Raw genomic sequence first — 14,225 nt, 5'->3', positions numbered from 1 at the left:
CTCCTGGGAGGGTTCGGCCCCGTCCGGCGGCTCGGGCGCGTGGGGGGCCCAGGCATCGGCCGCCCGGCGCCGCCGCACCTCCTGCTCCCGGGCCTGCTCCAGCGCCAGCTGGCGCGCCTCCCGGGCCCGCTCCTCCAGCCACCAGCCGGCCCGCTCGTAGATCTCCGTGTCGAAGAGGGTCTTGAGCAGGGCTTCACGCTCCTCGGCCCTGGCCCGCAGCACCTCGGCGAAGCGCCCCTGGGGCAGCAGGATCACCTGGCGGAACTGGGCGGCGCTGAGCCCCACCAGGGCCACCACCTCCTTGTCCACCTCGGTGGTCTTGGCCGCCACGGGTTGCTCGTCCCCACCGGCGGCCAGCCGGAACAGGAACGCCTGGGAGGGTTTGTCAGTAAAGCCCTGGCCCCGAATCTTCGGCGCCGTATGGGCCGGCACGCGCTCCACCCGGTAGCGGGCGGCGCCGCAGGAGAACTCCAGGCTCACCCGGGGCACGGCGCCGGGGGCGGCGTGGTCGGAGCGCAGCCCCTTGACGCTGCGGTCGCCCGACACCTCGCCGTAGAGGGCGAAGCAGAGGGCATCGAGCAGGAAGGTCTTGCCGGCGCCGGTGGTGCCGTGGATCAGGAACAGCCCCTCGGTGGCCAGGGCGTCGAAGTCGACCGCCACCGGATCGGCATAGGGCCCGAAGGCCTCGATCGCCAGCCGGTGGGGCTTCACCGCTCCCCTCCCCGTTCCGCCGCCTGCAGGGCGGCCTCCAGCAGCCCGGCTTCCGCCGGTGTGGCCGCCCGGCCCTGCTGGTCGGTGAAGAAGGCGGTGGCCAGCTCCAGCGGCGACCGGGCCTGGCGCACCTGGCGGTGGCGCTCGGCCTCGCCGGCGCGGGCCACGTCGGGGGGCTCGTGGCGCAGCTCGGCGATGTGGGGAAAGCGGGCCCGCAACCGGGCCATGGCCTGCAGGGGCAGGACGTCGTCGGTGAGGATCGCCCGCACCCGCGCCTCGCTGGCGCCGGCGTGAGCAGGGTCTGAGCAGAGCTCCTCGATCGGCCCCCGCAGGGTGCACAGGCGCCGGCCCACCCCCAGGGGCACCACTTCCACGCTGGGCGTCCCGTCGGCGGCCAGCTCCACGATCCGCACCGACTTGACGTGCCGCTCCTCGGAGAAGGAATAGGCCAGGGGGGTGCCCGAGTAGGCCACCCGGGGGCCGTCCAGCTGCTGGGAGGCGTGCAGGTGGCCCAGGGCCACGTAATCGAAGCCCTCAAAGGCGGCCACGCTCACCCGGTCGACGTTGCCGATGGTGAGCTCCCGCTCCGACTCCGACGTCTCGCCGCCCGCCACGAAGGTGTGGGCCACCAGCACCGCACGGTGCGGCGGCCGTTCGCGCCGATCGGCGTGGATCCGCTCGATGGCCAGCCGGGTCACCTCCTCGTGGCGGAGGCGCACGGGAGCCCCGGCCAGGGCCGGCCCGACCACCGCCGGCTCCAGGTAGGGCAGGGGATAGATGGCCACCGGCGTGCCGCCGTCGCGGGGTGTCACCAGCACCGGCTCGCTGGCCCGGGCCACGTCGCCCCGCACCGTGACCCCGAAGGCCGAGAGCAGCGGGTCGTACACCGACACCCGCACATGGGAATCGTGGTTGCCGGCGATGGCCACCACGGCGGTGCCATCACGGCTCAGCCGGGCCAGGGCCCGGTTGAACAGGTCCACCGCCTCGGACGGTGGGATGGCCCGGTCGTAGAGGTCGCCGGCGATCAGCACCGCATCCACGGCATGCTCCCGGGCCAGTTGGGCGATCCGGTCGACCGCCGCCTCCTGCTCCTCCAGCAGCGAGGCGCCGTGAAAACTGCGGCCCAGGTGCCAGTCGGAGGTGTGCAGCAGCCGCATGGGGACAAGGTACCGAGGCCAGCGGCGCTCCCAGGCAATCGTCAGTTCATGCAGGCGTCCGTCAGCGAGTGCAAGGTCTGGACCTGACCGGGCGAGAGGGCAAAGCTCAGATCTCCGGCGGAACTCGGCACCGTGATCTTCAGGGGCAGGCCATCGGCAGGGGTCGGATCGAGGCAGCCGGCGTCGAACTGGGACGACGTGGCCGGGATCGCGCCACCGGCAGAGGCCGTGAGCTCAGCGCTGAGGTTGGCGAGACTCCAGTCCTGATCCTTGCCACCACTGAGCCGCAGGGGTCGGGAGTGGTTCAGGGTCAGCTTGGGAGATTCGGCATTCAGTCGCAGGCGCAGACCCTTGGCCGCGTTGATGTCTGACGATTCGTAGATCATGCCGCCGAGGCGGTGCCCCGCGCCGTCATCAAGATTCCAGTTGCCATCGGTATCAGCGGCTGAGGCGGCCGCTGGCGAGAGGAGCGAGGCCAGGAGGAACAGCCCGGTCGCCACGATCCAGGCCTGGCTGATGCCGACCAGGCGGCGCCAGGGTGCCATCACCATCGAGGCCAATAAAGCAAGAATTCTTTTCATTGTCTTGTGGTGCTCTGCGGGGACAATGTCAACCTAATCCGTTCACCTGATGCGACGCAGACGGATATCCAGAGCGTGCGTAGTGACGCTCGGTCATTAGCGTGGATAGCCAACTCCACGGTTCACCCGGCGTGTCACCCTTCTCGGCAGCCACTGTCAGAGACTCGCGACCTGCGCCTCCAGCCCTGCTGCTGCAATTGGCGACTCACGTGCAGCACGATTGCATCCCTTTTCAATATGACTACGTCATTGGATTGCATTCCTTGCCTGCTGCGCCAGTCATTGGAGGCCGCCCGACTGGTCACTGACGATCTGCGATGGCGCAGCGCCTGCACCGGCGTCCCAGGGAGATGATGAATGTGGTCGACCCCTGCCGCGAGACAAAGGTCTGGCAGAACGGCGTTGTGATGGAGAAGCTTCCGGCGCTTGAGGCTGCGGTGGAGGCCTGCGGCGACCCTCTCCTGATGGCCGCCCGCCTCGCGATCGCCGGCAATGCCATCGACATGGGCAGCAACGGCCAGCTCACGGAGCAGGATGAGCAGCTGGCCCTGGAGAGGGCTCTGGAGGATCCCTTCCATGGCGATGTGGAGCCGTTCCGCGCGGTGGTACGGGGATCACCGATCCTCAATGATGCCACCCAAGACGATGCCAAGCGGGTGGGGCTTGATCGGATCGTTGCGGTCATCGACAACGGCTCGGATGCCCCGGGAACCATCCTGCCGGACTGCCGCCAGGAGCTGCGCAATCGCTTTGCCGCCGCCGACATGATCATCGCCCAGGGGCAGGGAAATGATGAATCCTTGAGTGAGGAGCCCGGCCAGCTCTTTTTTCCCTTCAAGGCGAAATGTCGCGTGATCGCAGCCCTTGTCGGCCCGCCCATCGGCACCCTGATGCTGTTCAAGTCCCGCGGCGTGCCAGTCCCAGGGCACGCACCAGGGGGCCGAAGGGCTTGAGGAAGCGGCTTTCGTGCAGGCGCCCCTTGAGCACCCGGTGCCAGTACACCCAGGGGAACACCCGGGTTTCCACCAGGAACATGCTCCAGCGCTCCTTGGTGGGATCCACCAGGAACGAACTCACCGGCTGCAGGCTGTAGTCGAACTCCGCCATCACCACGTCGTGGAAGCTGGTGATCAGGGGGCAGGCGGTGTAACCGTCGTAGTGGGCCAGCAGCGGCCGACCATCGACCTGGGCCAGCAGGTTGGCCACCAGCACCGGCGCCTGGCCGCGTACGGCGGCCAGGCTCTTGGCGGTGGGCAGGGAACTCACATCCCCGAGGGCGAACACATCGCCGTAACGCTTGTGCTGGCAGGTGAGCCTGTCGACCTCCACCCAGCCCCCCGGCCCGGCGATGGCCAGGGGGCTGGCGGCGATCACATCCGGAGCCGCCATCGGCGGCACCACATGGAGAAGGTCGTAGCGGATCTCCTCCTGCCGGGGCTCCCCGCCCTCGCCTTTCACCTCAAAGACGGCCACCCGCTCGTCGGCGCGCACCTCCACCAGGTTGTGGAGCAGGCGGGTCTCGATTCCCCGGCGTGCCACGACGCGCTCCACGGTGGTGTTGTAGGCCTCGACGGGATAGAGCTGGGCCTGGGCGCTGCAGAAGATCACCCGGGCGTTCACCCCCACGCCGCTGCTGGCCTGAAAGATGTCGTCGGCCAGGTACATCACCTTCTGGGGGGCGCCGCCGCACTTGATCGGCGTGGCGGGGTGAGTGAACACGGCGGTGCCACCCCGAAAATCGCGGATCGCCTGCCAGCTGGCGGCGAGGTGGGGGCGGGAGTAGGTGCTGATGACGCCGTGGCGGCCGAGGGCCTCCGGCAGGCCCCGGATACGGCTCCAGTCGAGCTTCAGACCGGTGGCCACCACCAGCACCTCGTAGCCGAGGGTGGCGCCGGTGGCCGTGATCACCCGGCGGGCCTCCGGCTCAAAGCGGGCGGCGCTGTCCTGGATCCAGACAGCACCGGCCGGGATCACGTCGGCCTCGGGCCGCTCGGTCTGGGCGTAGGGGAGCAGGCCGGCGCCGGCCAGGATCCAGCCGGACTGGTAGGCGTGAATGGAGGCGGGCTCCAGGATCGCCACGTCAAGGCCGGGGCGGGCCCGCAGCAGCTGGGCGGCGACGGTGATCCCGGCGGAGCCGCCGCCGACGATCAGAACCCGGTGCCGGCGGTGATGTTCCACTCCGGATTCGCCCATCTCCCGACCACGCGCTCCGTCCCACTCTGGGTCGAGCGGTCGCCGACAGGCGGCCCGCCACACACAAATTCATGCGTTGAAACGCATAAACAATTAGAATCAGGAGACTGCCGCCAGTTCCGCCGATGGCCCCATCCCAGCGGCGTGAAACCTCGCCCCCGTCGGCTCCTCCGCTGCGGCTGCAGAAGCATGGGGGCATCTTCACCGCGGTGAATCCCTCCGACTGGCTGCGGCACTGGCGCCACCCCAATCACCTGATGCTGGCGGTGCCCTGGCCCGGCTTCTTCGGGCTGATCGGCGCCGGTTACCTGCTGCTCAACCTGCTGTTCGCGCTCCTCTACTGGCTCGATCCCCGGGGCATCGCCGGGGTGGCCGGCGAGACGACCCGCTTCACCGAGGCCTTCTTCTTCAGCGTCCAGACCCTGGGGTCGATCGGCTACGGAGCCTTCCACCCCGCCAGCCTGTTCACCCATCTGGTGGTCACGGTCGAATCGCTGCTGGGCTTGATCGTCATCGCCCTGATGACGGGGATGGCCTTCAGCCGCTTCTCCCGCTCGACGGCACGGATCCTGTTCTCGGAGGTGGCCACCGTGCACGACTACGACGGCCTGCCCACCTTGATGTTTCGTCTGGCCAACGAACGCCGCAAGACCATCCTGGAGGCCACGGTTCAGGCCTATCTCGCCATCGATGAGCGCACGACGGAGGGCCATCGCATGCGGCGTCTCCACCCCCTGGTCCTGAACCGCGACCGCTCCCCCCTGTTTCTGCTCACCTGGACGCTGATGCATCCGATCGATGACCGCAGCCCCCTGCGGGGCCGAACACCCCGGGATCTGGCCGCCGGCGAGGCCGAGATCCTGGTGTCTTTCCGTGGCATCGACGCCACCCTGGAGCGGCCGATCTACGCCCATCACCACCTGCCGGCGTCACGGGTGCTGTTCGGCGAGGGCTTCGTCGACATGATGCAGGAGGAAGAAGGGCAGGGCCAGCGCATCGACTTCGCCAACTTCAACCGCACCCACCCGTGTCCCTGCGCCTCGGCGGCCTGACCTGGCCAGGAGTCCGCACTCTATGCGCTAACTGCGTTAGCGTTTTGTCGTAATCCCTGGCCCTGCGCCATGAAGCCACCCATCCGTCGTGCCGGACTGCTGCGCCGAAGCCTTGGCGCTGTGCTCCCCTTGCTGCTGGTTCTGCTGTTGGGAGCCTCTGCTGCCCTGGCGGCCGAAAGCTGGTCACTCGCCGATGGGGCGGGCCATCGGCTCAATGCCAGGGTCTTCGAGCAGCCGTTTCCGGAGTATCCCTCCGGCCAGCGGCTCCGCCTCAATGCCCTGGAGCCTGGCCTGGGGCTGGATCACCACGAGGAGCTGGTGTTGAGCGATTCCTCGGGCCAGGAGTGGAGCCTGCCCAACCACAGCGAGGAGCTCGTCCAGAAGGCGGCGCCCATCCCGGCCGGATCGGCCCAGTTCGACCTCGACGCCCTGATGCCGCGACCCAGCGAAGCCCTGCCCCTGCGCCTCAGTGTGACCTCGGACTCCGGAGTTCTCGGCTTCGATCTGACGCCGGATCAGGCGATGGTGCTCCATTCGCTGGCGTCGGCGACCCGGGGGGGCGATCAGGCCTGAGCGCCGTCGCCAGCCTCCGGGCCTGAAACGGCCTCGCCGGCGGCCTGCCAGCCGGCGAAGCTCGGTGGAAAGCCACGCACATGGCGGAATCCCTGCAGCTGCAGGGCCATCACCCCCATCGCCGAGCGAAAGCCCGTGGAGCAGTAGAGGACGATCTCCTTGTCCGTGGGGATAGCGCCGAGGTGGTCATCGAGTTCCCGCAGGGGGAGGTTGACGGCCCCGCGGATGTGGCCGGCCCGGTACTCGCCAGGCTGGCGCACATCGATCAGCAGGACGTTGCCGCCGGCCATCAGGCTCTTGAGGGCTGGCACCGTCCTGAGGGTGTGGAAATCGGCGGGAAGGGAATGGAGATACTGGTCCACGGCACCCTCCACAGCAGGGAGTCCCTGTGGCCCCGCCGCCGCGGCGCCGGAGCCCCCGCCCAGCAGCAGCAGCACGGCGAGGGCAAGGCCGCTCAGCAGCAGGGTCAGCGAATGTTTCATGGGTTGGTTCAGGCCTGGTCGAGTTCAGCGTCGACCTTGCCGCTGAAGGCGATGTAGTTGTAGATGTTGTAAAAGAGCATGATCGGAATCAGAACCCCGATGAAGGTCAACATGAACACCATGGAGGTGACCGAAGACGAGGCTTCAAAAATCGTCACTGATGGTGGAATGATCGCCGGAAACACCATCACGCCCAGGCCCGCGAAGCTGAGCACGAACAGCAGCACCGTATAGACGAACGGCCACACCTCCTGACCCAGGGCGAGGCTGCGGAACAGCTGCACGATCAGGGCGATGCCGAGCAGGGGCAGCAGCACGAAGAAGGGAAGAAAGGCCGGATCGAACAGGCGCGACCGCAGGGTTTCCGACATGAAGGGGGAGGTGACGGTGATCAGCAGGGCCCCGCCCAGGGTGGTGGCGGCCGCCAGCCGGGCGGTGCGCACGTGCAGCTGCTGCAGTTCGCCGCTGGTCTTGAGGATCAGGTAGGTGGAGCCGATCAGCACGTACCCCTGGATCAGGGTGAGGGCCACCACCAGGCTGCTGCCGTTGACCCAGATCCAGGGGGAGCCGATGAAATGCCCATCGGCGTCGGTGGGCAGGCCGGAGAGCACGGTGCCGAGGCAGATCCCCTGGGACGCGGCGGCCAGCAGGCTGCCGATGCCGAAGGTGAGGTTCCAGGGCCGCTTGTTGATCGCATTCTCGCGGAACTCGAAGGCCACGGCCCGCAGGATCAGGCCGAGGATCATCAGGTAGATCGGCCCGTAGAGGGCCTTGAGGATCGTGCCGTAGGCGAGGGGAAAGGCGCCGAACAGCGCCCCGCCCATCAGCACCAGCCAGGTTTCGTTGGCATCCCAGATCGAACCCAGCGAGGCCATCAGCAGCGTGCGCTGCTTCTCACTGGGGGAGGTGAGCGACAGGATCCCAACCCCCAGATCGAAGCCGTCGAGGATCACGTAGAGCAGCAGGAACAGGGCCAGGATCACGAACCAGACCACTGGCATGAAGACATCCAGGAATTCCATCAGTCCGTGGCCATCGGGGAAGGGGGATCAGGAGGCGGAGGTGGCGGCGCGGACGGGACCCGTCGGTGGTTCCAGGGTGAGATCGGGACCCTTGCGGATGATCCGGGCGCCGAAGAACAGGGCGAACAGCAGCAGCGCTCCGTAGAGCAGCGTGAAGCTGCTGAGGCTGATCAGCACTTCCTGGGCCGGCAGCTGGGAGGCGGCCTCGGAGGTGCGCAGCTGGCCGTAGACCGTCCAGGGCTGACGGCCGACGCAGCGCACGATCCAGCCGGACTCGATCGCCAGGTAGCCGGCCGGCGCGGCCAGGATCCAGCACCAGCTCAGCCAGGCCTGACGGCGGAAGAACTCGGGCGTCAGGCCGGTGCGCCACCACAGAAGCACGGTCAGGCCCATCAGGGCGGCGACGGCGATGCCGATGCCCGCCATCAGGCGGAAGGCGTAGAAGATCAGCCCCACCATGCGGGGCCGCTGGTCGGCGGGCCAGCTGTTCAGACCGCGCACGTCCTGGCTGAGCCGAGGCCGGCCTTCGAGGATCCAGCTGAGCCCGCCGGGAAGGCCCAGCGCCCAGCGGTTGCGACCGCCGTTCTCATCGGGCGCGGCGATCACGGTCCAGGGGGGAGCCTCGCCGGCGGCCTGGTTCTCCCAGAGCGCCTCCATGGCGGCCAGCTTGGTGGGCTGATGCTCGGCCACCTGCAGGCCGCTTTCGTGGCCCGCCACGATCTGAAGGGGAGCCACCACCAGCAGGACCACCAGGGCGAGGCGGAAGGAGAAGGAGAAGAAGGCCTCGGCCTTGCCCGACAGCAGCGACCAGGCGCTGATCGCCGCCACCACCAGCATCGAGGTTTCCAACGTGGCCAGGCTCATGTGCAGCACACTGCGCAGCATGAACGGGTTGTTGATGGCGCTGAAGTAGTTCTCCACGTGGAAATGGCCCTGGCTGAAGCTGCCGCCGGCGGGGGTCTGCAGCCAGGAATTGGCGCTCAGAATCCAGAACACCGAGAGGTTGGCGCCGAAGGCCACCATCACGGTGGAGAGGAAATGGATCACCGGCGGCACCCGGTTCCAGCCGAACAGCATGATGCCGAGGAAACCCGCCTCAAGCATGAAGGCCATGGCGCCCTCGAAGCCGAGCACGGCCCCGAAGAAGTCACCCACGAACTCCGAAAGCGGCGCCCAGTTGGTGCCGAACTGGAACTCCATCGGCAGCCCCGAGGCCACGCCGATGCCGAAGTTGAGCACGTAGAGCTTGGCCCAGAAGCGGGCCTGCCGGTAGTAAAGGGGGTTCTGGGTGCGCAGCCAGAGGGCTTCGAGAATCACCAGAAAGATCGCCAGGCCGGTGGACAGCACGGGCCAGAGCATGTGGAAGATCGCCGTCAACGCGAACTGCAGGCGCGAAAGAACGACGGTGTCGGCAAGCCAGTCCAACGGGGAGGCGCCACGGTCAGGTGGCCAGCCTGCATTGGAGTGCTGGCATCACGATGCCGTAGTGAGCGGATGAACACATCTCGACCCTGAACGACCCGGCGTCCAGTCCATGCTGAAGCCATGAACCGCTCCGAACCGGCCAGCCCCGCGGCGGCCAGCCACTGGGACCAGCGCTACCGCCAGGGCACCGACGGCTGGGAACTGGGCCGGCCGGCTCCGCCGCTGGAGGCATTTCTGCGCAGCCATCCGCTGGCCCCCCGGCCCCCCGGCCAGGTGCTGGTGCCGGGCTGTGGCCGCGGCCATGAGGCCGCCCTGCTCGAGCAGCTCGGCTTCGCGGCCATCGGCCTGGATTTCAGCGGCGAGGCGGTGACGGAAGCGCGGGCGCGGCACGGCGACGACCGGCCCGGCCTGCGCTGGCTGCAGGCCGACCTGTTCGACCGGCCGGCCCTGGAGGCGGCGGGGCTGGCGCCCGGCAGCCTCGGTGGGGTGGTGGAGCACACCTGCTTCTGCGCCATCGATCCGGGCCGCCGCGACGCCTACATCGCCACCGTGTGCCGCTTGCTGGCGCCGGGCGGCTGGCTGCTGGGGCTGTTCTGGTGCCACGGCAACCCGGGCGGTCCGCCCTGGGGCAGTGACCCGCAGGCGGTGGCCGCCCAGCTGGGCGAGGCGGGGCTGGTGGCTGAGGTGTGGGAGCCGGCCACCGGTTCGGTGGACCAGCGCCCGGACGAATGGCTGGGCCTGTGGCGCCGGCCGCTACACCCGGTTCCAGGGCATGGCGGCCAGCAGGCGGGCCATGCCGCAGAAGCCTGAGAGGCCCGCGAAGGTGAGCCCGGCCCCCACGAAGCCGCTCAGCCAGATCCAGCCCGGGGCCACCACCTGGCTCAGGATCACCCCCAGCAGCACCAGGCTGCCGGCGACGATCTGGACCTGGCGCATCAGCGGCAGCGGCGCCCCCTTGAGCTGGCGCACCGGGAAGCCGGCCTGCTGCCAGGCGGGCACGCCACCGAGGAGGTCGGCGACGGGGTGGGGATGGCCCTGCTGGAGCAGCTGGGCGAGGCCCTTGCCGCTGCGGTTGCCGCTCTGGCAGACCAGCACCAGCGGGCCGCGGGGCAGGTCGGCCTGGGCCAGGCGCGAGAGGGGGACGTTGAGGCTGCCGGCGATGTGGCCGGTGACGAACTCCATCGGCTCGCGCACATCGATCACGGTGACGTCACCGGCCGCCAGCCGTTCGGCGAGGTCGTGGGCGCTGATGCGGCTGGGGGTGGCTGTGGTGGTCATGGTCGTGGTGGTCATGGAGGGAAGAAGCAAGGGGATGGCATTCACTTGGCGGCGCTTCAGGCCTGGAGGACGCCCTCCAGCGGGAAGCCTTCGGCGGCCCAGCGGCTCAGGCCGCCATGGAGGTTGGCCACCTGCGTCCGGCCGGCCTTGAGCAGCTGCTGGGTGGCCAGGGCGGAGCGGCTGCCCGAATGGCAGACCACCACCAGCGGGCGATCGGTGGGGATCTCGCCGGCACGGTTCTCCAGCTCCGGCAGGGGGATCAGCAGGCTGCCGCCCACGTGCCCGTCCGGTCCGTCGTATTCCTCGGCGGAGCGCACATCCAGCACGGTGACATCGCCGCGATGGGCGGCCACCCAGGCGGGGCTGAGTTCGGGCAGTCCCGCGTAGCTGCGGGCCATGGGTGCCCAAGCGGGGGCGGCGCTGGCCTCGCGGGGCTTGCCGGAGCGCATGTTGCCGGGCAGGGCCTGGGCGATCCGGTGGGGATGGGGCAGCCGCATGTTCTCCATGTGGCCGACGAAGTCCCGCTCGGTGGCGTGGCCGCCGAGGCGGGCGTTGAAGGCCTTCTCCTCGGTGACGGAGGTGACGCTGCGGCCGGTGTAATCGTGGCCGGGGTAGAGCAGGCAGTGGTCGGGGAGGGTGAGGATCTGCCCGGTGATCGAGGCCCAGAGGGTGTGGGCGTTGCCCTGCTGGAAGTCGCAGCGGCCGCAGCCCCGCACCAGCAGGGCGTCGCCGGTGAAGGCCATCGTGTGGTCGTCGAGAACGAAGCTGAGGCAGCCGTCGGTGTGGCCGGGGGTGGCGCGCACCTCCACGTGGCGGCCGCCGAAGAGGACGCGATCGCCGTGCTTCAGGGGGCGGGTGACGTTCTCGGCGCCGACGCAGGCGGCCAGGCCGATGGCGCAGCCGGTGGCCTCGTGCATCAGCCAGCTGCCCGTGACATGGTCGGCATGGGCGTGGGTGTCGATCGAGGCCACCAGCTCGACGCCCAGCTCCCGGATCAGGGAGAGGTCGCGGTCGTGCTGCTCGAAGACGGAATCGATCAGCAGGGCCTGGCGGCTGGCCACATCCGCCAGCAGATAGGTGAAGGTGCCGGTGTCGGCGTCGAACAGCTGGCGGAACAGCAGCGGGCCGCCCCCGGCGGCGGCGGCGAGGGACAGGGAAGGCGCGGGTGCGACAGCCATGGGCGATCAACCATCAACTGTTATGAGCATAGCCGCATAGTGCCTCAGGGCGCCAGCCTCTCGATGGTCCAGGCCGCGCCTCCGCCCTCCTCTCCGGCCGGCTCGGCGGGCCGGTAGCGGAAGCGATCGTGCAGGCGGTTGCTGCGGCCCTGCCAGAACTCGAACTCGAACGGCACCACCCGCAGGCCGCCCCAGGCCGGCGGCAGCGGCACCTCGCCATCGGCGAAGCGGCGCTTCATGGCGTCCCACTGCATCTCCAGGATCGAGCGGGAGCTGATCACGGCGCTCTGCTGCGACACCCAGGCCCCCAGCCGGCTGCCGACGGGGCGCGACAGGAAGTAGGCCAGCGATTCGGCGGCGCTGATCCGCTCGGCCCGGCCCAGGATGGCCACCTGCCGCTCCAGCCCGTACCAGGGAAACAGCAGGCTCACCTCCGGATGGGCGGCGATCTCGCTGGCCTTGCGGCTTTCGTAGTGGGTGAAGAACACAAAGCCGCGCTCATCAAAGGCCTTGAGCAGCACGGTGCGGGCGCTGGGGCGCACCCCATTGCTGGTGCCCAACACCATGGCGTTGGGCTCGTCCAGAGCGGCGGCCACCGCCTGATCAAACCAGCGCCGGAACTGCTCCACCGGATCGTCGGCCAGGTCCCCCCGCCGCAGCTCCTGGCGCCGGTAGTCGCGGCGCAGCTGGGCGGGGTCGGTGGGGGTGGCTGGATCGCCCATGGTCAGCCGTCGCGCGGCGTCGTGCTGGCCCCAGCCTGGGACCTGCAGAGCCATGGGTCAGCCCTCCTATCGGGTTACATCTAACCGGAGGAGGGAGTCCATGGATCCAGCGACGGACGGCGACGCCCACCAGCGGCTGCGTGCCCAGGGGTTGCGGCCGATCCAGATCTGGGCGCCCGACGTGCGCTCGCCCCGGTTCACTGCCGAGGCCCGTCGCCAGAGCCTGCTGGCCAATGCCGGCTCCCTGGAGGCCGAAGACCAGGCCTTCGTGGACGCCATCTTCCTCTGGCCGGATCAGGCTCAGGAATGAATCGTGGTGAGATCTGGACCGTGGCGGGGGGCCGGCTGACGCGGGCAAGCTCACCACAGTGCCCCGCGCACGGCTGGGGCGAAGGATCGGCATTCTCGATGACGCGCTTCTGGTGCGGATGAATCGCTCCATCCTGGTCTTTCTGGGCCTGGCCCGGTGAGTGTCTTCGGTGAAGCTATGGCCACAGGTCTCGGTTGCGGCTTCGATGACAGGCCCCGGCACAGGTGATTGGCCGGCCAGCTGGACAGGGAATTCAGTCCTGGCCCCATGCACCGAGAGGCTGGCCTGAGCCTTCCGGCATCACTGGATCCTGAAACTCAGCAACTTCTCGCTTACCTCAAGGCCCGTGATTGGCGGAGCGTAGCCACGGACTTGAAAGACCAGAGGATCAGCTTCCGCGACTCCAGCGATGACCTCCAGGCCATCTGATCTGCCGCGGGATTTAGAAGGCTTTGAGTGGCTGTGTTTCCGGCTCAGGCCCTTCACCTTCACCGCAGTGAATCACTCCCTCGCGTCCGCCGAGCCGAACAACAATCCCGATGATCTCTCCTTCGTAGGCATGGCAGAGCGCTTCGTCAGGGAACCTGGCCAGTTCCTCAATCAGGCTTTTCACGGTTCTCATTGACAGAATCCGTTTCTTGATCTCTCCCGAGCGTAGGGAGCTCACCCCAGCGTTCGCAGGATGTCCTTCATCAGCTGCACCAGATGCAGAGGGAACTCCCTTGACCAGCACTTGCTTGCAGTCGTTTGGCCAGTTGCGGCCGGTTCGAATCCCAACAGCAGCTGAGACACCGGTGGCACTTCCCTGTGCAGTCGCTCCAGCCCCTTGGCCACCCGCGCCGTCTACTCGTTCACCGGTTTCCCCGGCGTTCCGGAGCGCCATCTCTATCTCCACCACGACGGCTACCCCACCGGCGCAGCCTGGCGGTTCGCCACGGCCCTGCGCCAGCGGCCGGAGCCGCAGGCCTTCGCGGCGGCGTTCCTGGCCAGCCAGCCCGGCGCCGAACCTCTGGCCGCCCCCGCCCAGGCCGCCGATGCCGAGTACCGCTACCGGGTGCAGCTGCTGGCCGGCGGCGACGCGCTCCAGGTGGCCTGCTGGCGGCGACTGCCGGGCGGCACCACCTGGCAGCCCCGCTGCGGGCCGATGGCCCTGGAGCTGTTCATCCGGCGCTTTCTGCCCGGTGATCCCCTTTGATCCGTGCTCAATGCACTGAGCAGCCGGGGCCCGATGACGACGATCCCGGTGCCGGCCAGTGGGCCTCCCCCGCGCAGAGGCGGTACAACGCGCTCGCCCTGCGCCCCCTCGATGGCCCCTGCATGTCCCCGGCGGGCTTCGGTGCCGCTGATGCTGCTGCTTCTGCTGCTCCCCGGCGCCGCCGGTGCGGCGGGGATCGACCCGCCAGGGCCCCCCGGGGAGCCACCGATCCCCGATTCGGCCACCGGGGCTGGGGCGGAAGCGTCGCCCTGGCCGGGCGAGCTGCTGCCGCCCGTGCCTCCGCCCGCCCGGGTCACCCCCACCCCGGCGCCGAGGGCCACCA

The 14,225-nt window shown here is 69.0% G+C and carries 17 protein-coding genes and 1 pseudogene; 8 read left to right on the top strand and 10 right to left on the bottom strand.

The features are described 5' to 3' along the window. From KBY81_RS14520 to KBY81_RS14510, 3 genes are all read right to left on the bottom strand, one after another. Positions 1 to 711, bottom strand: a 711-nt coding sequence (locus KBY81_RS14520) for an AAA family ATPase (protein ID WP_254976871.1), incomplete at its 3' end; no start/stop codon positions are given. Continuing rightward, a complete protein-coding gene (locus KBY81_RS14515; RefSeq protein WP_254976870.1) occupies positions 708 to 1,871 on the bottom strand; it encodes an exonuclease SbcCD subunit D in 1,164 nt (387 codons plus the stop codon). The genes KBY81_RS14520 and KBY81_RS14515, both read right to left, overlap by 4 nt. Positions 1,872 to 1,912: 41 nt before the next feature. Further along, positions 1,913 to 2,422 (bottom strand): hypothetical protein, encoded by a 510-nt coding sequence (locus KBY81_RS14510; RefSeq protein ID WP_254976869.1) that lies wholly within the window; start codon positions 2,420 to 2,422, stop codon positions 1,913 to 1,915. Between the two features lie 347 nt (positions 2,423 to 2,769). Between KBY81_RS14510 and KBY81_RS14505 the strand changes: the two genes are divergently transcribed. Next, a complete protein-coding gene (locus KBY81_RS14505) occupies positions 2,770 to 3,405 on the top strand; it encodes a DUF89 domain-containing protein (RefSeq protein ID WP_254976868.1) in 636 nt (211 codons plus the stop codon). Here the strand turns inward: KBY81_RS14505 and KBY81_RS14500 are convergent. Next, a complete protein-coding gene (locus tag KBY81_RS14500; protein ID WP_254976867.1) occupies positions 3,350 to 4,630 on the bottom strand; it encodes an FAD/NAD(P)-binding oxidoreductase in 1,281 nt (426 codons plus the stop codon). The two genes, KBY81_RS14505 and KBY81_RS14500, sit on opposite strands and share 56 nt — an antisense overlap. Positions 4,631 to 4,770: 140 nt before the next feature. Between KBY81_RS14500 and KBY81_RS14495 the strand changes: the two genes are divergently transcribed. Both KBY81_RS14495 and KBY81_RS14490 read left to right on the top strand, forming a co-directional pair. Then, positions 4,771 to 5,697, top strand: a complete 927-nt coding sequence (locus KBY81_RS14495; protein WP_254976866.1) for an ion channel — start codon at positions 4,771 to 4,773, stop codon at positions 5,695 to 5,697. A gap of 129 nt (positions 5,698 to 5,826) precedes the next feature. Continuing rightward, complete coding sequence (locus KBY81_RS14490; protein WP_261357294.1) at positions 5,827 to 6,270, top strand: DUF3122 domain-containing protein; 444 nt, start codon at positions 5,827 to 5,829, stop codon at positions 6,268 to 6,270. Here the strand turns inward: KBY81_RS14490 and KBY81_RS14485 are convergent. The 3 genes from KBY81_RS14485 to KBY81_RS14475 are packed head-to-tail and all read right to left on the bottom strand — an operon-like array spanning position 6,261 to position 9,199. Continuing rightward, positions 6,261 to 6,752: a rhodanese-like domain-containing protein gene (locus KBY81_RS14485; RefSeq protein ID WP_254976865.1), complete on the bottom strand. Its 492-nt coding sequence runs from the start codon at positions 6,750 to 6,752 to the stop codon at positions 6,261 to 6,263. The two genes, KBY81_RS14490 and KBY81_RS14485, sit on opposite strands and share 10 nt — an antisense overlap. 8 nt (positions 6,753 to 6,760) lie before the next feature. Continuing rightward, positions 6,761 to 7,774, bottom strand: a complete 1,014-nt coding sequence (gene cydB, locus KBY81_RS14480; RefSeq protein ID WP_254976864.1) for a cytochrome d ubiquinol oxidase subunit II — start codon at positions 7,772 to 7,774, stop codon at positions 6,761 to 6,763. A gap of 27 nt (positions 7,775 to 7,801) precedes the next feature. Further along, complete coding sequence (locus tag KBY81_RS14475; RefSeq protein WP_254976863.1) at positions 7,802 to 9,199, bottom strand: cytochrome ubiquinol oxidase subunit I; 1,398 nt, start codon at positions 9,197 to 9,199, stop codon at positions 7,802 to 7,804. Between the two features lie 120 nt (positions 9,200 to 9,319). On the opposite strand from KBY81_RS14475, the gene KBY81_RS14470 reads away from it, so the two are divergent. Beyond that, entirely contained in the window at positions 9,320 to 10,009 is a 690-nt protein-coding gene (locus KBY81_RS14470; RefSeq protein ID WP_254976862.1) for a methyltransferase domain-containing protein, read from the top strand. Here KBY81_RS14470 and KBY81_RS14465 read toward each other — a convergent pair. Genes KBY81_RS14465 through pdxH form a run of 3 tightly spaced genes read right to left on the bottom strand, consistent with a single transcriptional unit; the run spans position 9,953 to position 12,377 of the window. Then, a complete protein-coding gene (locus KBY81_RS14465) occupies positions 9,953 to 10,492 on the bottom strand; it encodes a rhodanese-like domain-containing protein (RefSeq protein ID WP_254976861.1) in 540 nt (179 codons plus the stop codon). The genes KBY81_RS14470 and KBY81_RS14465 overlap by 57 nt on opposite strands. 41 nt (positions 10,493 to 10,533) lie before the next feature. Next, positions 10,534 to 11,655, bottom strand: a complete 1,122-nt coding sequence (locus tag KBY81_RS14460; RefSeq protein WP_106220837.1) for a rhodanese-like domain-containing protein — start codon at positions 11,653 to 11,655, stop codon at positions 10,534 to 10,536. 44 nt (positions 11,656 to 11,699) lie between these two features. Continuing rightward, a complete protein-coding gene (pdxH, locus tag KBY81_RS14455) occupies positions 11,700 to 12,377 on the bottom strand; it encodes a pyridoxamine 5'-phosphate oxidase (RefSeq protein WP_254976872.1) in 678 nt (225 codons plus the stop codon). 100 nt (positions 12,378 to 12,477) lie between these two features. Between pdxH and KBY81_RS14450 the strand changes: the two genes are divergently transcribed. The 4 genes and pseudogenes from KBY81_RS14450 to KBY81_RS14435 all read left to right on the top strand — a co-directional run. Then, a complete protein-coding gene (locus KBY81_RS14450; RefSeq protein ID WP_254976860.1) occupies positions 12,478 to 12,687 on the top strand; it encodes an antitoxin MazE family protein in 210 nt (69 codons plus the stop codon). Between the two features lie 409 nt (positions 12,688 to 13,096). Then, entirely contained in the window at positions 13,097 to 13,312 is a 216-nt protein-coding gene (locus KBY81_RS14445; protein ID WP_254976859.1) for a hypothetical protein, read from the top strand. 201 nt (positions 13,313 to 13,513) lie between these two features. After that, a complete protein-coding gene (locus KBY81_RS14440) occupies positions 13,514 to 13,882 on the top strand; it encodes a hypothetical protein (protein ID WP_254976858.1) in 369 nt (122 codons plus the stop codon). 150 nt (positions 13,883 to 14,032) lie between these two features. Continuing rightward, positions 14,033 to 14,225 (top strand): annotated as a pseudogene (locus KBY81_RS14435) (M23 family peptidase); the annotation flags it as partial.

It is taken from the genome of Cyanobium sp. Lug-B (assembly GCF_024345635.1).
Lineage (GTDB): Bacteria > Cyanobacteriota > Cyanobacteriia > PCC-6307 > Cyanobiaceae > Cyanobium > Cyanobium minutissimum.
Note: the sequence above shows the minus strand (reverse complement) of the source record. Positions and strands in the feature narration are given on the sequence as shown.